Genomic DNA, 21,764 nt, shown 5'->3' on the forward strand with positions numbered 1-21,764 from the left:
ATTTTTTTGCGAATAGTCTAGATAAGGAGGGAGCTATGGTACAAGAAATTGCACAGAAAATTATTGCTACTGCTAAGAAAAAAGGAGCTCAGGATATCTATTTTATCCCCAAGGAAAAGTCCTACGAGCTTCACATGCGGGTTGGAGACGAACGGTGTCTAGTTGACTCCTATGAGTTTGATGTTTTAGCTGCTGTGATTAGTCATTTTAAGTTTGTAGCGGGTATGAATGTAGGAGAGAAGAGGCGTAGTCAGCTGGGCTCTTGCGACTACCAGCATGGGGAGAAGGTGTCTTCTCTGCGTTTGTCTACCGTGGGAGATTATCGGGGACATGAGAGTTTGGTCATTCGTTTGTTACACGATGAGGAGCAGGATCTGCATTTCTGGTTTCAGGATATTGGAGAACTGGGCAAGCAGTACAGGCAAAGAGGACTCTATCTATTTGCAGGTCCAGTCGGAAGTGGCAAGACGACCTTGATGCACGAATTAGCCAAGTCTCTGTTTAAGGGGCAGCAGGTCATGTCCATTGAAGATCCAGTAGAAATCAAGCAGGAAGACATGCTCCAGTTGCAGTTGAATGAGGCGATTGGATTGACCTATGAAAATCTGATCAAACTGTCTCTCCGACATCGTCCGGATCTCCTGATTATCGGTGAAATTCGTGATAGCGAGACGGCGCGTGCAGTAGTTAGAGCCAGTTTAACAGGGGCGACAGTCTTTTCAACCATTCATGCCAAGAGTATCCGAGGTGTTTATGAACGCCTTCTGGAGTTGGGTGTGACGGAGGAGGAACTAGCAGTTGTCTTGCAAGGAGTCTGCTACCAGAGATTAATCGGGGGAGGAGGAATCGTTGACTTTGCAAACAAAGACTATCAAGAACACCAGTCAACTAGCTGGAATGCGCAGATTGACCAGCTTCTTAAAGATGGACATATCACAAGTCTTCAGGCTGAAACGGAAAAAATTAGCTACAGCTAAGCAGAAGAAAATCATCACCTTGTTTAACAACCTCTTCTCCAGTGGCTTTCATTTGGTGGAAATTATTTCTTTCTTGGGCAGAAGTGCCCTGCTGGAAAAGGACTATGTGATCCAGATGCACCAAGGCTTGTCTCAGGGAAAATCTTTCTCAGAAATGATGAACAGCTTGGGGTTTTCAAGTGCCATTGTGACCCAATTATCCCTAGCTGAGGTGCACGGGAATCTTCACCTGAGTTTGGGAAAGATAGAAGAGTATCTAGACAATCTGGCCAAGGTCAAGAAAAAATTAATCGAAGTGGCGACTTATCCCCTGATTTTGCTGGGATTTCTCCTGCTAATCATGCTGGGGTTGAGGAATTATTTGCTCCCCCAACTGGACAGTAGCAATATCGCCACCCAAATCATCGGTAATCTGCCACAAATTTTTCTGGGCCTAGTGCTGGTTTGCTCTCTGTCTCTACTTTTAGCTCTCACTTTCTATAAAAGAAGTTCCAAGATGCGGGTCTTCTCGATGTTAGCACGGATTCCCTTTCTTGGAATCTTTGTCCAGACTTATCTGACGGCCTATTATGCGCGTGAATGGGGCAATATGATTTCGCAGGGGATGGAGTTGACGCAGATTTTTCAGATCATGCAGGAACAAGGCTCTCAGCTCTTTAAAGAAATCGGTCAAGATTTGGCTCAAGCCCTGCAAAATGGCCGCGAATTTTCTCAAACCATAGCGACCTATCCTTTCTTTAAAAAGGAGTTGAGTCTTATCATCGAGTATGGAGAAGTCAAGTCCAAGCTGGGGAGTGAGTTGGAAATCTATGCTGAAAAAACTTGGGAAGCCTTTTTTACCCGAGTCAACCGCACCATGAATTTGGTGCAGCCACTGGTCTTTATCTTTGTGGCCCTGATTATCGTTTTACTTTATGCGGCAATGCTCATGCCCATGTATCAAAATATGGAGGTAAATTTTTAAAATGAAAAAACTTATGACAAATTTGAAAAAAGCCAAGGCGAAAGCCTTTACTCTCGTGGAAATGTTGGTGGTCCTTTTAATCATCAGCGTTCTTCTCTTGCTCTTTGTGCCTAATTTGACCAAGCAAAAGGATGCCGTTGATGACAAAGGAAAAGCTGCTGTTGTCAAGGTGGTGGAAAGTCAGGCAGAACTTTATCGTCTGGATAAAAATGAAGATGCTAGTTTGAGTAAATTAGAGGCAGACGGGCGTATCACTGCTGAGCAAGCTAAAGCCTATAAAGAATACCATGCAAAACAAAAAACAAGTCAAACTGTTGCAGATTAAGGCCTTTACTATGCTGGAAAGTCTCTTAGTTTTGGGACTTGTGAGTATCATTGCTTTGGCTTTATCTGGCTCAGTCCAGTCCACTTTTGCAGCAGTGGAAGAGCAGATATTTTTCATGGAATTTGAAGAACTATACCGTGAAACTCAAGAGCATAGTGTAGCTAGTCAACAAAAGACCAGTCTAAACTTAGATGGGCAGACGATTAGTAATGGCAGTCAAAAATTGACCGTTCCTAAAGGGATTCAGGCACCATCAGGACAGACGATTCACTTTGACCGAGCTGGTGGAAATAGATCTCTGGCTAAGGTTGAATTTCAGACCAGAAAAGGAGCAATCAGCTATCGATTATATCTAGGAAATGGAAAAATTAAACGCATTAAAGAAACAAAAGATTAAGGCAGTGATTTTACTGGAAGCGGTAGTAGCGCTAGCCATATTTGCCAGTATTGCAACCCTCCTCTTGGGACAAATTCAGAAAAATAGACAAGAAGAGGCAGAAATATTGCAAAAGGAGGAAGTCTTGCGTGTGGCGAAGATGGCTCTGCAAACAGGTCAAAATCAGGTAAAGGTAAATGGGGTTGAGATCCAGGTGTTTGCTAGTGAAAAAGGATTGGAGGTCTACCATGGTTCAGAGAAGTTGCTCGAGCTTAAAGAGCAGTAAGGTTAAGGCGTTCACTCTTCTAGAATCTCTGATTGCCCTTATCGTCATCAGTGGAAGCTTGCTCCTCTTTCAAGCCATGAGTCAGCTCCTCATTTCAGAAGTTCGTTACCAGCAACAAAGCGAGCAAAAGGAGTGGCTCTTGTTTGTGGATCAGCTAGAGACTGAGTTAGAGCGTTCGCAGTTTGAAAAGGTGGAGGGCAATCGCCTCTATGTGAAGCAAGATGGCAAGGATATCGCTATGGGGAAGGCTAAATCGGACGACTTTCGGAAGACCGATAGCAGTGGACGGGGTTACCAGCCAATGGTTTATGGCCTCAAATCAGCACAAATCACAGAGGAAAATCAATTGGTTCGCTTTCGCTTCCAATTTCAAAAAGGCTTAGAAAGGGAATTCATCTATCGTGTGGAAAAATCAAAAAGTTAAGGCAGGTGTTCTCCTATATGCAGTCGCTATGGCAGCCATCTTTAGTCTATTGTTACAGTTTTATTTGAATCGGCAAGTCGCCCATCACAAAGACTTTGCCTTAAATAAAGAAAAGTTGGTCGCTTTTGCTATGGCCAAACGAAGCAAAGATAAGGCTGAGCGGGAAAGTGGGGAACGAGTCTTTAACTTAGGAAAAGTCACTTATCAAAATACCAAAACAGGTTTTGCAACAAGTGTTCGAATGAATAAGAGAAACTATGAATTCCTCCTTCCTTCGATGAAACCCAAGGAAAAGAAAACGGATAAAAAGCAACAGGTAGAGACTGATTCAAGCCCAGAATCTAATCAACAAAAAACAGACCATAAGGCAGATAAGAAAGGCAATTTCTAGGCAATTCAACTTCTTTGTGTTAAACTAAAAGCATGAAACATGATTTTAATCACAAAGCAGAAACCTTTGATTCGCCCAAAAATATCTTTCTTGCCAACTTGATTTGTCAAGCAGTTGAAAAACAGATTGCTCTTCTATCAGACAAGGAAATACTGGATTTTGGTGGTGGGACGGGTCTGTTAGCCTTGCCCCTAGCTAAGCAGGCCAAGTCGGTTACCCTTGTAGACATCTCGGAGAAAATGCTGGAGCAAGCCCGTTTGAAAGCAGAGGACCAAGAAATCAGGAATCTTCAACTCTTGGAGCAGGATTTACTGGCAAATCCCTTGGAGCAGCAATTTGACCTGATTGTTGTCAGTCGAGTTCTTCATCATATGCCTGATCTAGATGCGACTCTTGCCATGTTTCACTATCATCTTAGGGAGAATGGACAGGTCCTCATTGCTGACTTTGTCAAGACAGATACCAACCACCACGGATTTGAATTAGCTGAACTGGAAAACAAACTCGACCAGTTTGGTTTTTCGAGCATTGACAGTCAGATTCTTTACAGTGCTGAAGATCTTTTCCTAGGAAATTACGCAGAGCTCTTTTTAACTGTAGCCCAAAAATCACTCGCTCACTAAAGCAGTGATTTTTTCTCTTCAGATGGAAAAAATAGGGGAAATTTGATAAGATAGGAATATGGATTTTGAAAAAATTGAACAAGCTTATACGTATTTACTAGAGAATGTCCAAGTCATCCAAAGTGATTTGGCGACCAACTTTTATGACGCCTTGGTAGAGCAAAACAGCATCTATCTGGATGGCGAAACTGAGCTAGAGAATGTAAAGGAAAACAATCAAGCCCTTAAGCGCTTAGCACTTCGCAAGGAAGAGTGGCTCAAGACCTACCAGTTTCTCTTGATGAAGGCAGGACAAACTGAGCCTTTGCAAGCCAATCACCAGTTTACGCCGGATGCCATTGCTCTCCTCTTGGTACTTATTGTGGAAGAGTTGCTTGATAAAGAGGAAATTAGCATCCTCGAAATAGGTTCTGGAGTGGGAATTCTGGGTGCTACTTTCTTGATATCTCTTGCTAAAAAAGTAGATTACTTGGGAATTGAAGTGGATGACTTGCTGATTGATTTGGCGGCTAGCATGGCAGATGTGATTGGTTTGCAGGCAGGATTTGTCCAAGGTGATGCCGTTCGTCCGCAAATGCTTAAAGAAAGCGATGTGGTCATTAGCGACTTGCCTGTCGGCTATTACCCAGACGATGCCATCGCTTCACGCTATCAAGTGGCTTCTAGTCAAGAACATACCTATGCCCATCATTTGCTGATGGAACAAGGTCTCAAGTACCTCAAGTCAGATGGCTATGCTATTTTTCTAGCTCCGAGCGACTTGTTGACCAGTCCTCAAAGTGATTTGTTAAAAGGTTGGCTCAAAGACGAAGTGAGTCTGGCTGCTATCATCGCTCTGCCAGAGGATATTTTCTCAACTGCAAGCCAAGCTAAAAGTATTTTTGTCTTACAGAAGAAAAGAGACAAGGAAATAGAACCATTTGTCTATCCTTTGACCAGTCTGCAAGATCCAGCTGCATTAATGAAATTCAAAGAAAATTTTCAAAAATGGAGCAAAGGTACTGAAATGTAAGGTAAATTTTGTTATAATAGTTGAAAACGCTTAAAAGAGGTATCATGTTATGACAAAAACAATTGCAATCAATGCAGGAAGCTCGAGTTTGAAATGGCAACTTTACCAAATGCCAGAAGAAATAGTATTGGCGAAAGGCTTGATTGAACGTATTGGCTTGAAGGACTCTATCTCAACTGTAAAATTTGATGGCCGTTCTGAACAACAAATTCTTGATATTGAAGATCACACACAAGCTGTTAAAATTTTATTGGATGATTTGATTCGTTTCGATATCATCAAATCTTATGATGAGATTACAGGTGTTGGGCACCGTGTTGTGGCTGGTGGCGAATATTTCAAAGAGTCAACCTTGGTAGAGGGTGATGTTTTGGAAAAGGTTGAAGAGTTGGGACTTTTAGCTCCTCTTCACAACCCAGCCAACGCAGCAGGAATTCGCGCATTTAAGGAATTGCTTCCAGATATTACCAGCGTTGTTGTTTTTGATACATCATTCCATACAACAATGCCAGAGAAAGCCTATCGTTACCCTCTTCCAAACAAATACTACACTGAAAATAAAGTTCGTAAGTATGGAGCCCACGGGACAAGTCATCAGTTTGTAGCAGGAGAAGCAGCTAAAATTTTAGGTCGCCCCCTAGAAGAGTTGAAATTGATTACTTGTCATATTGGAAATGGTGGTTCTATTACAGCTGTCAAAGGCGGTCAGTCTGTTGATACATCTATGGGCTTTACTCCACTTGGTGGTATTATGATGGGTACTCGTACAGGTGATATTGATCCGGCAATTATTCCCTATTTAATGCAACATACAGATGACTTTAATACACCAGAGGATATCAGTCGAATTCTCAATCGTGAGTCAGGACTTTTGGGTGTTTCTGAGAGATCAAGCGATATGCGTGATATTCACGAAGCTATGCATGCGGGTGATGAGAAAGCGCAACTGGCAAATGAGATTTTTGTGGATCGTATCCAAAAGTATATTGGTCAGTATTTGGCAGTTTTGAACGGTGCAGATGCCATTATCTTTACAGCCGGAATTGGAGAAAATTCTGTAACGATTCGTCAGATGGTTATTGAAGGTATTTCTTGGTTTGGCTGTGATGTGGATCCTGAAAAGAATGTCTTTGGCGCTACAGGAGATATTTCGACTGATGCTGCTAAAGTTCGTGTCTTAGTCATCCCGACAGATGAAGAATTGGTCATCGCTCGTGACGTTGAACGCTTGAAAAAGTAAGAAGAACTGAATAAAATTACAAGGTAAGATACAATAAAAAGGAGTTGGGAGATAAATTTTCCCAACTTTTTGTTGTTGAAACAGTGTAAAACCTTGTCATTATTGGCTTTTTTGAAATTTATGGTATAATAGTAGTAATTTAATAGATGGAGTGGAGTTTTGAAGAAAAGCTTTCGTGTAAAAAGAGAGAAAGATTTTAAGGCGATTTTCACGGATGGAACAAGTTTTGCTAATCGTAAATTTGTTGTCTACCAATTGGAAAATCAGAAAAGTCATTTTCGAGTAGGGCTGTCCGTCAGTAAGAAATTAGGGAATGCAGTCACCAGAAATCAAATTAAAAGACGGATTCGACACATTTTGCTAAGTGTAAGGGAGCAGTTAGCTGATAACGTTGATTTTGTTGTAATTGCTCGAAAAGGGGTTGAAGGCTTGGATTATGCAGAAATGGAGAAAAATCTACTCCACGTATTAAAGTTATCAAAGATTTACCGGGAAGGAATTAGGAGTGAAAAAGAAACTACAGTTGACTAGTTTGCTGGGCTTGTCCTTGTTTGTCATGACAGCCTGTGGGACAAGCGATGTTGCAGCAGATTCTACAGATATATGGAGTAAATTTGTCTATTTTTTTGCTGAAATCATCCGCTTCTTGTCCTTTGACGTTAGTATCGGAGTGGGGATTATCCTCTTTACGATCCTGATTCGTACGATTCTATTGCCAGTCTTTCAGACTCAGATGGTGGCCTCTAGAAAAATGCAAGAGGCTCAACCACGCATCAAGGCTCTGCAAGAACAATATCCAGGTCGTGATATGGAAAGTAGAACCAAGCTGGATCAGGAGATGCGGAAGGTCTATAAAGAATTAGGGGTCAAACACTCTTCTTCTCTCTGGCCGATTTTGATTCAAATGCCGGTTCTCTTGGCTCTCTTCCAAGCCTTGACTCGAGTAGACTTTTTGAAAACAGGGCATTTTTTGTGGGTGAACCTTGGGGGAGTAGACACAAGCTTTATCCTTCCGATTTTGGCAGCAGTCTTTACCTTCTTAAGTAGTTGGTTATCGAATAAGGCTTTACCTGAAAGAAGTGGAGCTATGACAGGGATGATGTACGGGATGCCTGTACTGATCTTTATCTTTGCCATCTCTTCACCTAGTGGCGTAGCCTTGTACTGGGCAGTATCCAATGCTTATCAAGTTTTGCAAACTTACTTCTTAAATAATCCTTTTAAGATTATTGCAGCGCGTGAGGCGGAAGTACAAGCTAAAAAAGATTTGGAAAATAGAAAAAGAAAAGCCAAGAAAAAGGCTCAGAAAACGAAATAATAAGGAGGAATCTGATAATGGTATTATTTACAGGTTCAACTGTTGAAGAAGCAATCCGGAAAGGATTGAAAGAGTTAGGTATTCCGAGAATGAAGACTCACATCAAGGTCGTGTCCAAAGAGAAGAAAGGTTTTTTAGGCTTATTTGGGAAAAAACCAGCTCAAGTTGATATTGAGGCGATTAGTGAGACGACTGTGATTAAGGCCAATCAACAAGCTGTAAAAGGTGTTCCAAAAGAAATCAATGAACAAAACGAACCTGTTAAGACAGTAACAGAGGCGACAGTTGATCTTGGTCATGTTGTTGAGGCGATTAAAAAAATAGAAGAGGAAGGTCAGGGTGTTTCTGATGAAATCAAGGCTGAAATCTTGAAAAATGAGAAACATGCTAGCACGATCTTAGAAGAAACAGGTCACATCGCGATTTTAAATGAATTGCAGACAGGAGATGCTGGAGTGGAAGACCCAGCAGAGTGTGAAGAATTTGTATCTATGTCAGAATCGGTAGAAAGCCAGTCTTTGGAAGATCTAGGTTTGAAGGTGGAGCCGAGTTATGACATCGAACAAGTAGCAACTCAAGTGGCTAACTATGTTCAAACCATTGTGGATGATATGGATGTTGAAGGGACGATTTCAAGCGACTACAATCGCCGCACCATCAATCTTCAAATTGACACAAATGAACCAGGTCGTATTATCGGCTACCACGGAAAAGTATTGAAAGCACTTCAGCTTTTGGCGCAAAACTACCTCTACAATCGTTATTCAAGAACTTTTTATATCACAATCAACGTCAATGATTACGTTGAACATCGTGCAGAAGTGTTGCAAACCTATGCACAAAAATTGGCGACTCGCGTTCTAGAAGAAGGACGTAGCCAACAAACAGATCCAATGTCGAATAGCGAACGCAAGATTATCCATCGCATTATTTCGCGCATGGATGGTGTGACGAGTTATTCTGAGGGTGATGAACCAAATCGATATGTTGTCGTAGATACAGAATAAATAAAATCAGGTTCATCCTGATTTTTTGTTAGAAAAAGGAGAAGAAACAGATGATGGAAGCAATCAGGAACTATTTATCTTATGCAGGTATCCAATATCGTCATCCAGATAAGGCTGGAGATGAGCGAGAGAAGATGCTGGAATTGCGCCACAAAGGGCAGGAGGCTCGCAAGGCTTTTACGAACTTAGCCAAGGTCTTCCAAGAAAAGCATCCAGAATGGCAACTGCAACAGACTAGTCAGTGGATGAATCAAGCGCAACGCTTGCGACCGCATTTCTGGGTCTATCTACAGAGAGAGGGGGAGGTGACAGAACCTATGTTAGCTCTGCGCTTATATGGGGTTCCTTCTGATTTTGGTGTCTCACTAGAAGTTAGTTTCATCGAACGTAAGAAAGACGAACAGACTTTAGACAAGCAAGCCAAGGTTTTAGAGCTTCCAGCGGTAGAAGGGATTTATTATCTAGTCTACTCAAATGGGGAAAGTCATAAGGTGGAGGCTACTGAGGAGAACCGTCGTACTTTACGCGAGAAGGTGAGAAGTCAGGAAGCCCGAAAAGTCTTAGTCAAGTCAGATGTTTCCTTCATTGAAAATCAGTCAGTAGAAGTGATATTGGATAAGCTAGAAGATGCTTATACGCGCTTGCTTCCGTACTATGAGGTGACGAGGGGATAGAAAATCACATGTGTTAGATGAACGCAAATTGTTTTATTGCTATTCTATGCATTTTTTCATATAATAGTAAAATAGAATGTGTGATTCATTAATCACCTCAAAGAGAAAGGAAATTCTATGTCAAATCTATCTGTTAATGCAATTCGTTTTCTAGGTATTGACGCCATCAACAAAGCAAACTCAGGTCACCCAGGGGTGGTTATGGGGGCTGCTCCAATGGCCTATAGCCTCTTTACAAAACAACTTCGCATCAATCCAGCACAACCAAACTGGATCAATCGCGACCGTTTTATTCTTTCAGCAGGTCACGGCTCTATGCTTCTTTATGCCCTTCTTCACCTTTCTGGTTTTGAAGATGTTAGCATGGATGAAGTCAAGAACTTCCGCCAATGGGGTTCAAAAACACCAGGTCACCCAGAATTTGGGCATACAGCAGGGATTGACGCTACAACTGGTCCTCTAGGACAAGGGATTTCTACTGCCACCGGCTTTGCCCAAGCAGAACGTTTCCTAGCAGCGAAATATAACCGTGAAGGCTTCAATATCTTTGACCACTATACTTATGTGATCTGTGGAGATGGAGATTTGATGGAGGGTGTCTCAAGCGAGGCGGCTTCATATGCGGGCTTGCAAAAACTTGACAAGTTGGTGGTTCTTTATGATTCAAATGACATCAACTTGGATGGTGAGACAAAGGATTCCTTTACAGAAAGTGTTCGTGACCGTTACAATGCCTACGGTTGGCATACAGCCTTGGTTGAAGATGGAACAGACTTGGAAGCTATCCATGCTGCTATCGAAGCAGCAAAAGCTTCAGGGAAACCATCTTTGATCGAAGTGAAGACTGTGATTGGATACGGCTCTCCAAACAAACAAGGAACCAATGCTGTACACGGTGCTCCTCTTGGAGCAGATGAAACTGCGGCTACTCGCCAAGTTCTTGGTTGGGACTATGAACCATTTGAAATTCCAGCTGAAGTTTATGCTGATTTCAAAGAAAATGTTGCAGACCGTGGCGCATCAGCTTATCAAGCTTGGACAAAACTAGTTGCTGACTATAAAGAAGCACATCCAGAACTGGCTGCAGAAGTAGAAGCCATCATTGACGGACGCGATCCAGTTGATGTGACTCCGGCAGACTTCCCAGCATTAGAAAATGGTTTCTCTCAAGCAACTCGTAACTCGAGTCAGGATGCTTTGAACGTTGTCGCTGCCAAGTTGCCAACTTTCCTAGGTGGATCAGCTGACCTCGCTCACTCAAACATGACTTACATCAAAACGGATGGACTTCAAGATGATGCTAATCGCTTGAACCGCAATATTCAGTTTGGTGTTCGTGAATTTGCAATGGGAACGATCTTGAACGGGATGGCCCTTCACGGTGGACTTCGTGTATACGGTGGTACTTTCTTCGTCTTCTCTGACTATGTGAAAGCAGCTGTCCGCTTGTCAGCCTTGCAAGGACTTCCTGTGACTTATGTCTTTACCCACGATTCTATTGCAGTTGGTGAAGATGGTCCAACTCACGAACCAGTTGAACACTTAGCAGGTCTCCGTGCTATGCCAAATCTGAATGTTTTCCGCCCAGCAGATGCGCGTGAAACTCAAGCAGCTTGGTACCTTGCAGTGACAAGCGAAAAAACACCAACTGCCCTTGTCTTGACACGTCAAAACTTGACTGTCGAAGAAGGAACAGACTTTGACAAAGTTGCGAAAGGTGCCTATGTCGTCTATGAAAATGCAGCAGACTTTGACACAATCTTGATTGCGACAGGTTCAGAGGTCAATCTAGCTGTCGCAGCTGCCAAAGAATTGGCTAGCCAAGGTGCAAAAGTCCGTGTAGTCAGCATGCCATCAACAGATGTCTTTGACGCACAAGATGCAGCTTACAAGGAAGAAATCCTTCCAAATGCAGTTCGTCGTCGTGTTGCAGTCGAAATGGGAGCAACTCAAAACTGGTACAAGTATGTTGGTCTTGATGGTGCAGTTCTCGGTATTGATACCTTTGGAGCATCTGCCCCAGCACCAAAAGTATTGGCAGAGTACGGATTTACAGTTGAAAATCTAGTCAAAGTCGTTCAAAACTTGAAATAATCACAAAAATCAGAGTGAAAACTCTGATTTTTTATAACCATAAAAACAAGGCACAATCTTGTAAAAGTAGCTGAAATTTGATATAGTAGTCCTATGTAAATACAAAGGAGAAAATACTATGGAAAATATTAGTCCAAATTTAACATTTGTGATCATGCTTGTAGGTATGTTTGCCTTGATGTTCTTTATGCAACGTTCTCAAAAGAAACAAGCACAAAAGCGTATGGAAAGCTTGAACAAGCTTCAAAAAGGCTATGAAGTCATTACAATTGGTGGGCTTTACGGAACAGTGGATGAAGTAGATACTGAGAAAGGTACAATCGTACTGGATGTAGATGGCGTTTATTTGACTTTTGAATTGGCTGCAATTAAGACTGTTTTGCCACTCAAAGAAGCTGTGACACCAGAAGGAACAGTTGTTGACGAAGGCGGAGCAATCGAAGAATAAAACGGGATCTGTCACTCCCGTTTTTCTATGAGATGAGAGGAAAAGGGATGAAAAAAATAGTATTTGTTTGCTTAGGAAATATCTGTCGTAGCCCTATGGCAGAGTTTGTGATGAAGTCCATGACGAGTGATTACCAGATTGAGAGTCGGGCAACGTCATCGTGGGAACATGGTAATCCGATTCATAGGGGAACGCAAGGGATTTTCCAGCAGTATCAGATCCCTTATGACAAAGACAAAACATCGCTTCAGATTGGCAGAGAAGACTTTGAGTCGTTTGATTACATTATCGGCATGGATGCTTCAAACGTTTCAGATCTGCGTCAAATGTGTCCTCACGAACTACAGCACAAAATCTACTCTTTTGCATCTGAAAGCGTTCCAGATCCATGGTACACGGGAGATTTTGAGGAAACCTATGCTCGTATCACAAGTGGATGTCAACGCTGGCTAGATCGTTTAGAAAATGAGAGTGACAATGGAAAAGTTTAAAGAAATCTTCGAAAAATATCGAGTATATCTAACTCGCCCGCGTATAGAGATTGCAACAGTCCTTCTAATCGCTATCTGTGCCATCTCGGTTTTTCTACTAAACACACCAAAAAAGGGCGTCCTGACACTTGATGGTGGTGCGCTTGTTTATGATGGTACCTTGGTACGAGGGAAAATGAATGGTCAAGGAACCATGACCTTTGAAAATGGGGACCAATACACAGGTGAGTTCAACAATGGGGCCTTCAATGGTAAAGGAACCTTCCAGTCCAAATCTGGCTGGAAATATGAAGGTGATTTTGTAAATGGCCAGGCTGAAGGTCAAGGGAAGTTGACTACAGAGCAAGAAGTTATCTATGAAGGCAGCTTTAAACAAGGTGTCTTTCAACAAAAATAATAGCCTCCTAATCAGGGGGCTATTGTCAAAAACGAAAAAGAAAACGCTTTCTAGAAGTGGAGTCGATGTCTGATTATCAACGAGAAAAAACTTTGTGAAATAAAAAATTTTTTATCACAATTTCACAATCATCCAAGCAAAACTCTATTGCGTAGCCATATTGAGAAAAAAATCACAATCTCATAAAAATTCTTTGTGAAATGCTTATGAAACGGTTTACAAAGTCTTGAAAAAGAGTTATAATAAACTTGTGAAAAAATTAACAAAGGATTAAATCCTTGAAGTCTATGGAGGACAATATGGCTGATAAAAAAACGTTAACACCTGAGGAAAAACAACTCGCTGCTGAAAAGCATGTCGACGGGTTAGTGAAAAAAGCCTTGGTTGCGCTTGATGAAATGCGCAAGTTGAACCAAGAGCAAGTTGACTATATCGTGGCAAAAGCTTCGGTTGCAGCTCTTGATGCACATGGTATCCTTGCACAACATGCGGTTGAAGAAACTGGTCGTGGAGTATTTGAAGATAAGGCAACAAAAAACCTTTTTGCCTGTGAACACGTTGTCAATAACATGCGTGGTGTTAAAACTGTCGGTGTTATTGAAGATGACCCTGTTACTGGCTTGACTAAAATTGCAGAGCCTGTCGGAGTAGTCTGTGGTGTCACTCCAACAACAAACCCAACATCAACAGCTATTTTCAAATCATTGATTGCTTTGAAAACACGTAATCCAATCGTTTTCGCCTTCCACCCATCAGCTCAAGAATCTTCTGCTCACGCAGCACAAATCGTTCGTGATGCAGCTATCGCGGCTGGAGCACCTGAAAACTGTGTTCAATGGATTACAGAACCATCTATGGAAGCAACTGGAGCGCTTATGAACCACGAAGGTGTTGCGACTATCCTTGCAACTGGTGGTAATGCCATGGTTAAGGCTGCTTACTCATGTGGGAAACCAGCTCTTGGGGTAGGTGCTGGAAACGTTCCTGCTTATGTAGAAAAATCTGCCGACCTCCGTCAAGCTGCTCACGACATCGTTATGTCTAAATCATTTGATAATGGTATGGTCTGTGCATCAGAACAAGCTGTTATCATTGATAAAGAAGTGTATGACGAATTTGTAGAAGAATTCAAATCATACCACACTTACTTTGTAAACAAAAAAGAAAAAGCCCTTCTTGAAGAATTCTGCTTTGGCGCTAAAGCAAACAGCAAAAACTGTGCAGGCGCTAAACTAAATGCAAACATCGTTGGTAAACCAGCTGCATGGATTGCAGAACAAGCAGGATTCAGCGTTCCAGAAGGAACAAACATCTTGGCTGCAGAATGTGCAGAAGTAGGACCAAAAGAACCATTGACTCGTGAAAAATTGTCACCAGTCATCGCTGTTCTAAAAGCTGAAGATACAGAAGACGGTCTTAAAAAAGCTCGCCAAATGGTTGAGTTTAACGGTCTTGGTCACTCAGCAGCTATCCATACAAAAGACGAAGCTCTTGCTAAACGCTTTGGTACAGAAATCAAAGCAATGCGTATTATCTGGAACTCTCCATCTACTTTCGGTGGTATCGGTGACGTATACAATGCCTTCATTCCATCATTGACACTTGGATGTGGTTCATATGGACACAACTCAGTCGGTGATAACGTGAGTGCGATCAACCTTCTAAACATCAAGAAAGTAGGGAAACGTAGAAATAATATGCAATGGTTTAAAGTTCCTTCAAAAATTTACTTCGAACGCAATTCTATCCAATACCTTCAAACATGTGAAGATATTGAACGTGTTATGATTGTTACAGACAAATCTATCGAAAAACTTGGCTTTGTTCAACGTGTTATCGATCAATTGAACGCACGTAGCAACCGTGTAACTATCCAAGTATTCTCAGATGTTGAACCAGATCCAGACATCACAACTGTAGAACGTGGTGCTGAAGTGATGAAAGCATTTGAACCAGATACAATCATCGCTCTTGGTGGTGGTTCTCCAATGGACGCGGCTAAAGTAATGTGGCTCTTCTACGAGCAACCAGAAATCGACTTCCGTGACTTGGTTCAAAAATTCATGGACATCCGTAAACGTGCCTTCCGCTTCCCATCACTTGGTAAGAAAGCGAAGTACATCGGTATTCCAACAACTTCAGGTACAGGTTCAGAAGTAACACCATTTGCCGTTATCTCTGACAAGAAAAACAACCGTAAATACCCATTGGCTGACTACTCATTGACACCAACTATTGCGATTGTTGACCCTGCTTTGGTTGAATCAGTTCCTGACTTCATCGCTGCTGATACAGGTATGGACGTCTTGACTCACGCTACTGAAGCCTACACTTCAAACTTCGCTAACGACTACACAGACGGTATTGCGCTTCAAACAATCAAACTTGTCTTTGAATGGTTGGAAAAATCAGTTAAGACAGCTGACCCAGAAGCTCGCGAAAAAATGCACAATGCATCTACAATGGCTGGTATGGCCTTCGCCAATGCCTTCCTTGGTATGAGCCACTCAATGGCCCACAAGATTGGTGGTGTTCACCATACTGTTCACGGACGTACAAACGCAATCTTGCTTCCGTACGTCATCCGTTACAATGGTACTCGCCCATCTAAGACAACTACATGGCCTAAGTACAACTACTGGAAAGCTGATGAGAAATTCCAAGACATCGCGAAAATGCTTGGCTTGCCTCACTCAACTCCAGAAGAAGCAGTTGAAGCTTATGCTAAAGCTGTTTATGAACTTGGTGTTGCAGTAGGTATCAAGATGAACTTCAAGGATCAAGGAATCGATGAAAAAGTTTGGAAAGACAGCTTGCATGAAATCGCCTTGCTTGCTTATGAAGACCAATGTTCACCTGCTAACCCACGCTTGCCAATGGTAGCCGACATGGAAGAAATTATGGCAGATGCTTACTATGGCTATGCAGAACGTCCAGGACGTCGTAAATAATCGTTTATCAGCCTAGAGGCAGGAGTAATCCTGTCTCTTTTCATAGTCCTATTTCTGAAGTTAGAGTTGAACTATGAGAAGAGAAGATTATGCGGATAGGATAGAAGATCCTAGAAATAAAAACTTAGGTGAATGAAGGGGATTGAAAAGTAGAAAAGCAAGAGAGAAAAACAACGCCCGTACTTGCAATTCTACTTAAATAGTTATATAATAATAATGTTGAAAGGTGATTTGTAGTGATTCAAGTTACTCTTTTCACAATAAAATTTTCAGGATTTTCATAAGGAGGAAATCACTAATGGTAGTTAAAGTTGGTATTAACGGTTTCGGACGTATCGGTCGTCTTGCTTTCCGCCGTATCCAAAACGTAGAAGGTGTTGAAGTTACTCGCATCAACGACCTTACAGATCCAGTTATGCTTGCACACTTGTTGAAATACGACACAACTCAAGGTCGTTTCGACGGTACTGTAGAAGTTAAAGAAGGTGGATTTGAAGTTAACGGTAAATTCATCCGTGTTTCTGCTGAACGTGATCCAGAACAAATCGACTGGGCTACTGACGGTGTAGAAATCGTTCTTGAAGCAACTGGTTTCTTTGCTAAGAAAGCAGCGGCTGAAAAACACTTGCACGCTGGCGGAGCTAAAAAAGTTGTTATCACTGCTCCTGGTGGAAACGACGTTAAAACAGTTGTATTCAACACTAACCACGACGTTCTTGACGGTACTGAAACAGTTATCTCAGGTGCTTCATGTACTACAAACTGCTTGGCTCCAATGGCTAAAGCTCTTCAAGACAACTTCGGTGTTGTAGAAGGATTGATGACTACTATCCACGCTTACACTGGTGACCAAATGATCCTTGACGGACCACACCGTGGTGGTGACCTTCGTCGTGCTCGCGCTGGTGCAGCAAACATCGTTCCTAACTCAACTGGTGCTGCTAAAGCTATCGGTCTTGTAATCCCAGAATTGAACGGTAAACTTGACGGATCTGCACAACGTGTTCCAACTCCAACTGGATCAGTTACTGAATTGGTAGCAGTTCTTGAAAAGAACGTTACTGTTGATGAAGTGAACGCAGCTATGAAAGCAGCTTCAAACGAATCATACGGATACACTGAAGACCCAATCGTATCTTCAGATATCTTAGGTATGTCTTACGGTTCATTGTTTGACGCAACTCAAACTAAAGTTCTTGACGTTGATGGTAAACAATTGGTTAAAGTTGTATCATGGTACGACAACGAAATGTCATACACTGCACAACTTGTACGTACTCTTGAATACTTTGCAAAAATCGCTAAATAATTCTTGAGTCAATAAAAGCAAGGCCTTCTGGTCTTGCTTTTTCTATATGGAAAAATGGATGCTAGTGTCATCCATTCTTTTTTAATTCTGTTTCAAATGTATCCGAGAGGGCAGTAAAACTCAATTTTTCGAAGGTGAGTGGATGAGTAAAGGAAAGTCGAAAGGCATGGAGCATCAGCCGGCTTGCTTTTGATCTAGAGTTATAGAGAGGATCGCCTAGGATAGGATGCTTGTGATAAGAGAGGTGAACACGAATCTGATGCGTTCGACCGGTCTTTAGTTTGCAACGAACCAGAGAAGTCTTGTTTGGAAATTGCTTTAATCGATTGATATGCGTTTCAGCCTGTTGCCCATTTTTAGCGTCCACTACTCGTTTTCTGCGATCATGACGATCACGTCCGATCTTATCTCGGAAGATCAGTTCTTTACTCCCTACTTGCCCCTCTACGAGTGCCCAGTACTCACGAGCGATTTCCTTTTTCTCCAACAAACGATTGAGAATGGGTAGGATAAAAGGATTTTTAGCAAAAAGCACTAAACCACTTGTTTCCATATCCAGACGATGAACGACATAGCAAGTTTGCCCAACGTAGGCAGAGACATGGTTGAGAAGGGCGATTTCATCAGGTTGATTCCCATGTGTTTTCATACCCTCAGGTTTGTTGACGATAATGAGATGTTGGTCTTGATAAACTTCCTCAACGAGGTCTGGATTGCCCCAAAGGATTTCCTTTTGGGGATAATCTTCCTCGTCAAAAGTCAACTGGCAAACGTCACCTGGTTTGACCATCTCGTTCCAGTGAACTTCTTCGTGGTTAATTAAGATGTTCTTCTTTATTCTCAAAAAATGGCGAATCTTTCTAGGAATGAGGAGTTGCTCCTCTAGGAATTGTTTGACCGTCATTTGAGGCAAGGATTCGGGTAATGTAAATGTGAATTGCATATAGATATTGTAACAAAAAAAGCCCTATTTGGATAGGGAGTAGCTAAATTCTTGAGTTCCTATGGTGAAGATGATAAAATAAACGCATGAAATTAGATAAATTATTTGAGAAGTTTCTTTCTCTCTTTAAAAAAGAAACGAGTGAATCGGCGGAGCCTGATTCGACTAGCATGCGTCGTTCACGGAGCGATAGAAAAAAATTGTCCCAAGTAGGCCCAATTCGGAAATTTTGGCGTCGTTATCATCTGACAAAGATCGTCATCATTTTAGGGTTAAGTGCTGGTTTGTTAGTAGGAACCTACCTATTTGCGATAGCCAAGTCTACCAATGTCAATGACTTACAAAATGCCCTAAAAACCCGAACTCTGATTTTTGACCGCGAAGAAAAAGAGGCAGGAGCCCTATCCGGTCAAAAGGGAACCTATGTTGAGCTGGCAGATATCAGCAAAGACTTGCAGAATGCTGTCGTCGCGACAGAGGACCGTTCCTTCTATAAAAATGATGGGATTAACTACGGTCGTTTCTTTCTAGCCATCCTTACAGCAGGCCGTTCTGGAGGGGGGTCCACCATCACTCAACAGTTGGCGAAAAATGCCTATCTTTCCCAGGACCAGACAGTTGAACGGAAGGCCAAGGAGTTTTTCCTTGCCTTAGAGTTGACAAAGAAATACAGCAAGGAGCAAATCCTTACTATGTACCTCAATAACGCCTACTTTGGAAATGGGGTATGGGGTATTGAAGATGCAAGTAAGAAATATTTCGGTGTATCGGCTTCACAACTAACACTTGATCAGGCGGCAACTCTAGCGGGGATGCTCAAGGGACCAGAATTGTATAATCCATTAAATTCTGTTGAAACTTCGACCAACCGAAGGGATACTGTTTTGCAAAATATGGTTGCGGCGGGTTATATTGATAAAAATCAAGAGACCGAAGCAGCTGGAACAGATATGGCTTCTCAACTGCAAGATAAGTATGAAGGGAGGGTTTTAGATTATCGTTATCCGTCCTATTTTGATGCAGTTGTCAACGAAGCGGTTTCCAAGTACAATCTCACAGAAGAAGAGATTGTCAACAACGGCTATCGAATCTATACAGAGCTTGACCAAAACTACCAAGCCAACATGCAGGTTGTTTACGAAAATACCTCACTGTTTCCAAAGGCAGAAGACGGAACACATGCCGAATCAGGTAGTGTTGCTTTAGAGCCTAAAACAGGTGGGGTGCGTAGCGTTGTTGGCCGCGTAGCTGGCGATGACAAACCAGGCTTCCGCAATTTCAACTATGCCACTCAGTCTAAGCGTAGCCCGGGCTCAACCATTAAACCTTTAGTCGTTTATACACCTGCAGTAGAAGCAGGATGGGCCTTAAACAAGCAACTGGATAATCATACGATGCAGTACGATAGTTATCAAGTGGACAATTATGCGGGCATTAAGACATCTCCAGAAGTACCTATGTATCAGGCTTTGGCTGAATCACTCAATTTACCGGCAGTTGCGACTGTAAATGCATTAGGTATTGACAAAGCTTTTGACGCTGGGGAGAGATTTGGCCTGAATATGGAAAATGTTGATCGAGTTCTTGGAGTCGCTCTCGGTGGAGGTGTAGAGACGAATCCCCTCCAGATGGCGCAAGCCTATGCAGCCTTTGCTAATGAAGGCCTGATGCCTGAAGCGCATTTTATCACTCGTATTGAAAATGCCAGTGGACAGGTCATCAAGAGTCATAAAAATTCCCAAAAACGAGTGATTGATAAGTCGGTAGCCGATAAAATGACCAGCATGATGCTAGGAACATTTACCAATGGTACAGGAATTAGTTCGTCGCCAACAGATTATGTTATGGCTGGAAAGACAGGTACTACTGAGGCTGCTTTTAATTCAGTATATACTAGTGACCAGTGGGTGATTGGCTATACTCCAGATGTGGTAATTACCCACTGGCTCGGTTTCCCGACGACGGATGAAAACCATTATCTGGCAGGTTCGACATCAAATGGAGCAGCCCATGTCTTTAGAAGTATGGCTAATACCATTTTGCCTTACACTCCAGGTAGCACTTTTACAGTTGAGAATGCTTATAAACAAAATGGTATTGAACCAGAAAATACGAAAAAGCAGGTCGTTGAAAATGAAACGAACCAGTCCGAGGATCCGCTAGAAGATATTCGTAGCCGAGCTCAAAATCTTGTAGACGAAGCGGGACGTGCGATTTCGGATGCAAAGATAAAAGAGAAAGCCCAGACAATCTGGGACTCTTTCGTCAATCTCTTTCGTTAAGAGGCTTGTCAAAGTCTAGGTTTCTTGTTATAATAGATAAGATGGAGGCGTTATGGCACTAAAAAAAGCAAGCCTAGCTTGTGCAGTTTGCGGTTCAAGAAATTACTCAATCAAAATTAGTGGGAACCCCAAGCCAACACGACTAGAAGTAAATAAATTTTGTAAACATTGTGGAAAATATACGACACATAGAGAGACGAGATAGGAGAGAACGATGGGTTTTATTAAGGATATCTTCAAACTTCTTAAGGAAACAACATGGCCGACTCGCAAAGAAAGCTGGAGAGATTTTCGCTCTATTATGGAATACACAGCCTTCTTTGTGGTCATCATTTATATTTTTGACCAATTGATTGTTTCAGGTTTGATTCGATTTATTAACATTTTTTAGAAGAAAAGCGGAGAACTTCTGCTAGCTTTCTTCTATTATGAAAGGAAATATCATGGATAGTTTTGACAAAGGATGGTTTGTTCTACAAACTTATTCTGGCTATGAAAATAAGGTAAAAGAAAATCTATTGCAACGTGCACAAACGTATAACATGTTGGATAATATTCTACGCGTTGAGATTCCAACACAAACCGTGCAAGTTGAGAAAAATGGAAAGAAAAAGGAAGTTGAAGAGAATCGCTTTCCGGGTTATGTCCTTGTAGAAATGGTCATGACCGATGAAGCATGGTTCGTCGTTCGAAACACACCTAACGTAACAGGATTCGTTGGCTCACACGGTAACAGATCAAAACCAACTCCACTATTGGAGCAAGAAATCCGTGATATTCTGGTTTCAATGGGACAAACTGTTCAAGAGTTTGATATTGATGTTGAAGTTGGGCAGACTGTCCGCATCATTGATGGTGCTTTTGCAGATTATACAGGTAAAATTACTGAAATTGATAATAACAAAGTGAAGATGATTATCTCTATGTTTGGTAATGATACGATTGCAGAAGTAAACCTAAACCAAATTGCAGAATTATAACCTAGAGAGGCCATGCCTCTCTTTTTGTATGCAGTTGAGGCAACGAGAAATACAGAAGAGGAGAAGAAGATCAAAGACTAGGTTCTTTCTGCTAAACTAAAGGCAGAAAGGAGAGGTTTATGAATCTAAAAGAATTATACGAAGAAAGCAAGGGAATCGTTCATAAGTGCCGCAAAGCATACCATTTACATCTGTGGGAGAAAGAGGACTGGGATCAGGAGGGGATGATGTGCCTCTATGAGCTAGTGGACC

25 protein-coding genes and 1 pseudogene are annotated in these 21,764 nt (G+C 42.0%); 25 read left to right on the plus strand and 1 reads right to left on the minus strand.

The features are described 5' to 3' along the window. Positions 1-35 precede the first annotated feature (35 nt). The 20 genes from comGA (at position 36) to gap (ending at position 17,307) form a co-directional block, all read left to right on the plus strand. Positions 36-977, plus strand: coding sequence for a competence type IV pilus ATPase ComGA (comGA, locus tag D8804_RS08395; RefSeq protein WP_125399468.1), 942 nt, complete (start codon positions 36-38; stop codon positions 975-977). Then, positions 925-1,941: a competence type IV pilus assembly protein ComGB gene (comGB, locus tag D8804_RS08400; protein ID WP_125399485.1), complete on the plus strand. Its 1,017-nt coding sequence runs from the start codon at positions 925-927 to the stop codon at positions 1,939-1,941. The genes comGA and comGB overlap by 53 nt, the downstream gene beginning before the upstream one ends. Before the next feature lies 1 nt (position 1,942). After that, complete coding sequence (gene comGC / locus D8804_RS08405) at positions 1,943-2,266, plus strand: competence type IV pilus major pilin ComGC (protein WP_125399469.1); 324 nt, start codon at positions 1,943-1,945, stop codon at positions 2,264-2,266. After that, a complete protein-coding gene (gene comGD / locus D8804_RS08410; RefSeq protein WP_125399470.1) occupies positions 2,229-2,663 on the plus strand; it encodes a competence type IV pilus minor pilin ComGD in 435 nt (144 codons plus the stop codon). Before comGC ends, comGD begins: the two co-directional genes overlap by 38 nt. Then, positions 2,626-2,928 carry a competence type IV pilus minor pilin ComGE gene (gene comGE, locus D8804_RS08415; protein ID WP_185774054.1) on the plus strand — a complete coding sequence of 101 codons (303 nt, stop codon included), beginning with the start codon at positions 2,626-2,628 and terminating at the stop codon, positions 2,926-2,928. Before comGD ends, comGE begins: the two co-directional genes overlap by 38 nt. After that, entirely contained in the window at positions 2,891-3,352 is a 462-nt protein-coding gene (comGF, locus tag D8804_RS08420; RefSeq protein WP_125399471.1) for a competence type IV pilus minor pilin ComGF, read from the plus strand. The genes comGE and comGF overlap by 38 nt, the downstream gene beginning before the upstream one ends. Beyond that, positions 3,330-3,743, plus strand: coding sequence for a competence type IV pilus minor pilin ComGG (gene comGG, locus D8804_RS08425; protein WP_125399472.1), 414 nt, complete (start codon positions 3,330-3,332; stop codon positions 3,741-3,743). The genes comGF and comGG overlap by 23 nt, the downstream gene beginning before the upstream one ends. Before the next feature lie 32 nt (positions 3,744-3,775). Then, positions 3,776-4,366: a class I SAM-dependent methyltransferase gene (locus D8804_RS08430; protein ID WP_125399473.1), complete on the plus strand. Its 591-nt coding sequence runs from the start codon at positions 3,776-3,778 to the stop codon at positions 4,364-4,366. Between the two features lie 58 nt (positions 4,367-4,424). Then, positions 4,425-5,378 carry a class I SAM-dependent methyltransferase gene (locus D8804_RS08435; protein ID WP_125399474.1) on the plus strand — a complete coding sequence of 318 codons (954 nt, stop codon included), beginning with the start codon at positions 4,425-4,427 and terminating at the stop codon, positions 5,376-5,378. Positions 5,379-5,427: 49 nt separating this feature from the next. Next, the gene (locus D8804_RS08440) at positions 5,428-6,618 is read left to right on the plus strand and encodes an acetate kinase (protein ID WP_125399475.1); all 1,191 of its coding nucleotides are present in this window, start codon (positions 5,428-5,430) and stop codon (positions 6,616-6,618) included. A gap of 159 nt (positions 6,619-6,777) precedes the next feature. After that, a complete protein-coding gene (gene rnpA / locus D8804_RS08445; protein WP_000748124.1) occupies positions 6,778-7,149 on the plus strand; it encodes a ribonuclease P protein component in 372 nt (123 codons plus the stop codon). Beyond that, positions 7,124-7,936: a YidC/Oxa1 family membrane protein insertase gene (locus D8804_RS08450; protein WP_000728102.1), complete on the plus strand. Its 813-nt coding sequence runs from the start codon at positions 7,124-7,126 to the stop codon at positions 7,934-7,936. The genes rnpA and D8804_RS08450 overlap by 26 nt, the downstream gene beginning before the upstream one ends. Positions 7,937-7,953: 17 nt before the next feature. Then, positions 7,954-8,943 carry an RNA-binding cell elongation regulator Jag/EloR gene (gene jag, locus D8804_RS08455; RefSeq protein WP_125399476.1) on the plus strand — a complete coding sequence of 330 codons (990 nt, stop codon included), beginning with the start codon at positions 7,954-7,956 and terminating at the stop codon, positions 8,941-8,943. A gap of 50 nt (positions 8,944-8,993) precedes the next feature. Beyond that, positions 8,994-9,617, plus strand: a complete 624-nt coding sequence (locus D8804_RS08460; protein ID WP_125399477.1) for a ribonuclease P — start codon at positions 8,994-8,996, stop codon at positions 9,615-9,617. Between the two features lie 117 nt (positions 9,618-9,734). Beyond that, a complete protein-coding gene (gene tkt / locus D8804_RS08465) occupies positions 9,735-11,711 on the plus strand; it encodes a transketolase (RefSeq protein WP_125399478.1) in 1,977 nt (658 codons plus the stop codon). A 127-nt stretch (positions 11,712-11,838) separates the two neighbouring features. Continuing rightward, positions 11,839-12,159 carry a preprotein translocase subunit YajC gene (gene yajC / locus D8804_RS08470; protein WP_025168961.1) on the plus strand — a complete coding sequence of 107 codons (321 nt, stop codon included), beginning with the start codon at positions 11,839-11,841 and terminating at the stop codon, positions 12,157-12,159. Between the two features lie 47 nt (positions 12,160-12,206). Continuing rightward, positions 12,207-12,650 carry a low molecular weight protein-tyrosine-phosphatase gene (locus D8804_RS08475; protein ID WP_125399479.1) on the plus strand — a complete coding sequence of 148 codons (444 nt, stop codon included), beginning with the start codon at positions 12,207-12,209 and terminating at the stop codon, positions 12,648-12,650. Further along, on the plus strand, positions 12,637-13,047 hold the full coding sequence (locus D8804_RS08480; RefSeq protein WP_125399480.1) for an MORN repeat-containing protein: 411 nt from the start codon (positions 12,637-12,639) through the stop codon (positions 13,045-13,047). The genes D8804_RS08475 and D8804_RS08480 overlap by 14 nt, the downstream gene beginning before the upstream one ends. 299 nt (positions 13,048-13,346) lie before the next feature. Beyond that, entirely contained in the window at positions 13,347-15,998 is a 2,652-nt protein-coding gene (gene adhE / locus D8804_RS08485; RefSeq protein ID WP_125399481.1) for a bifunctional acetaldehyde-CoA/alcohol dehydrogenase, read from the plus strand. Positions 15,999-16,296: 298 nt separating this feature from the next. Beyond that, on the plus strand, positions 16,297-17,307 hold the full coding sequence (gap, locus tag D8804_RS08490) for a type I glyceraldehyde-3-phosphate dehydrogenase (protein ID WP_125399482.1): 1,011 nt from the start codon (positions 16,297-16,299) through the stop codon (positions 17,305-17,307). A gap of 67 nt (positions 17,308-17,374) precedes the next feature. Here the strand turns inward: gap and D8804_RS08495 are convergent, their stop codons facing one another. Then, positions 17,375-18,250 carry an RluA family pseudouridine synthase gene (locus tag D8804_RS08495; RefSeq protein ID WP_125399483.1) on the minus strand — a complete coding sequence of 292 codons (876 nt, stop codon included), beginning with the start codon at positions 18,248-18,250 and terminating at the stop codon, positions 17,375-17,377. A gap of 86 nt (positions 18,251-18,336) precedes the next feature. On the opposite strand from D8804_RS08495, the gene pbp2a reads away from it, so the two are divergent. From pbp2a to D8804_RS10305, 5 genes and pseudogenes are all read left to right on the plus strand, one after another. After that, positions 18,337-20,532 carry a penicillin-binding protein PBP2A gene (gene pbp2a / locus D8804_RS08500; protein ID WP_125399484.1) on the plus strand — a complete coding sequence of 732 codons (2,196 nt, stop codon included), beginning with the start codon at positions 18,337-18,339 and terminating at the stop codon, positions 20,530-20,532. Positions 20,533-20,584: 52 nt separating this feature from the next. Continuing rightward, positions 20,585-20,737 (plus strand): 50S ribosomal protein L33, encoded by a 153-nt coding sequence (gene rpmG, locus D8804_RS08505; RefSeq protein ID WP_001809375.1) that lies wholly within the window; start codon positions 20,585-20,587, stop codon positions 20,735-20,737. Between the two features lie 9 nt (positions 20,738-20,746). Next, positions 20,747-20,923, plus strand: coding sequence for a preprotein translocase subunit SecE (gene secE / locus D8804_RS08510; protein ID WP_000505776.1), 177 nt, complete (start codon positions 20,747-20,749; stop codon positions 20,921-20,923). 52 nt (positions 20,924-20,975) lie between these two features. Then, on the plus strand, positions 20,976-21,512 hold the full coding sequence (nusG, locus tag D8804_RS08515) for a transcription termination/antitermination protein NusG (RefSeq protein ID WP_000376732.1): 537 nt from the start codon (positions 20,976-20,978) through the stop codon (positions 21,510-21,512). 119 nt (positions 21,513-21,631) lie between these two features. After that, positions 21,632-21,764, plus strand: a pseudogene (locus D8804_RS10305) (sigma-70 family RNA polymerase sigma factor); the annotation flags it as partial.

It is taken from the genome of Streptococcus oralis (genome assembly GCF_003944215.1).
GTDB classification, from domain to species: domain Bacteria; phylum Bacillota; class Bacilli; order Lactobacillales; family Streptococcaceae; genus Streptococcus; species Streptococcus oralis_BI.

Excerpts from the sequence above, each read along its gene's own strand:
- comGA (WP_125399468.1), top strand. The coding sequence starts at position 36 with ATGGTACAAGAAATTGCACAGAAAATTATTGCTACTGCTAAGAAAAAA.
- comGB (WP_125399485.1), top strand. The coding sequence starts at position 925 with ATGGACATATCACAAGTCTTCAGGCTGAAACGGAAAAAATTAGCTACA.
- comGC (WP_125399469.1), top strand. The coding sequence starts at position 1,943 with ATGAAAAAACTTATGACAAATTTGAAAAAAGCCAAGGCGAAAGCCTTT.
- comGD (WP_125399470.1), top strand. The coding sequence starts at position 2,229 with ATGCAAAACAAAAAACAAGTCAAACTGTTGCAGATTAAGGCCTTTACT.
- comGE (WP_185774054.1), top strand. The coding sequence starts at position 2,626 with ATGGAAAAATTAAACGCATTAAAGAAACAAAAGATTAAGGCAGTGATT.
- comGF (WP_125399471.1), top strand. The coding sequence starts at position 2,891 with ATGGTTCAGAGAAGTTGCTCGAGCTTAAAGAGCAGTAAGGTTAAGGCG.
- D8804_RS08430 (WP_125399473.1), top strand. The coding sequence starts at position 3,776 with ATGAAACATGATTTTAATCACAAAGCAGAAACCTTTGATTCGCCCAAA.
- D8804_RS08435 (WP_125399474.1), top strand. The coding sequence starts at position 4,425 with ATGGATTTTGAAAAAATTGAACAAGCTTATACGTATTTACTAGAGAAT.
- D8804_RS08440 (WP_125399475.1), top strand. The coding sequence starts at position 5,428 with ATGACAAAAACAATTGCAATCAATGCAGGAAGCTCGAGTTTGAAATGG.
- jag (WP_125399476.1), top strand. The coding sequence starts at position 7,954 with ATGGTATTATTTACAGGTTCAACTGTTGAAGAAGCAATCCGGAAAGGA.
- D8804_RS08460 (WP_125399477.1), top strand. The coding sequence starts at position 8,994 with ATGATGGAAGCAATCAGGAACTATTTATCTTATGCAGGTATCCAATAT.
- tkt (WP_125399478.1), top strand. The coding sequence starts at position 9,735 with ATGTCAAATCTATCTGTTAATGCAATTCGTTTTCTAGGTATTGACGCC.
- D8804_RS08475 (WP_125399479.1), top strand. The coding sequence starts at position 12,207 with ATGAAAAAAATAGTATTTGTTTGCTTAGGAAATATCTGTCGTAGCCCT.
- D8804_RS08480 (WP_125399480.1), top strand. The coding sequence starts at position 12,637 with ATGGAAAAGTTTAAAGAAATCTTCGAAAAATATCGAGTATATCTAACT.
- adhE (WP_125399481.1), top strand. The coding sequence starts at position 13,347 with ATGGCTGATAAAAAAACGTTAACACCTGAGGAAAAACAACTCGCTGCT.
- gap (WP_125399482.1), top strand. The coding sequence starts at position 16,297 with ATGGTAGTTAAAGTTGGTATTAACGGTTTCGGACGTATCGGTCGTCTT.
- D8804_RS08495 (WP_125399483.1), bottom strand. The coding sequence starts at position 18,250 with ATGCAATTCACATTTACATTACCCGAATCCTTGCCTCAAATGACGGTC.
- pbp2a (WP_125399484.1), top strand. The coding sequence starts at position 18,337 with ATGAAATTAGATAAATTATTTGAGAAGTTTCTTTCTCTCTTTAAAAAA.
- rpmG (WP_001809375.1), top strand. The coding sequence starts at position 20,585 with ATGGCACTAAAAAAAGCAAGCCTAGCTTGTGCAGTTTGCGGTTCAAGA.
- secE (WP_000505776.1), top strand. The coding sequence starts at position 20,747 with ATGGGTTTTATTAAGGATATCTTCAAACTTCTTAAGGAAACAACATGG.
- nusG (WP_000376732.1), top strand. The coding sequence starts at position 20,976 with ATGGATAGTTTTGACAAAGGATGGTTTGTTCTACAAACTTATTCTGGC.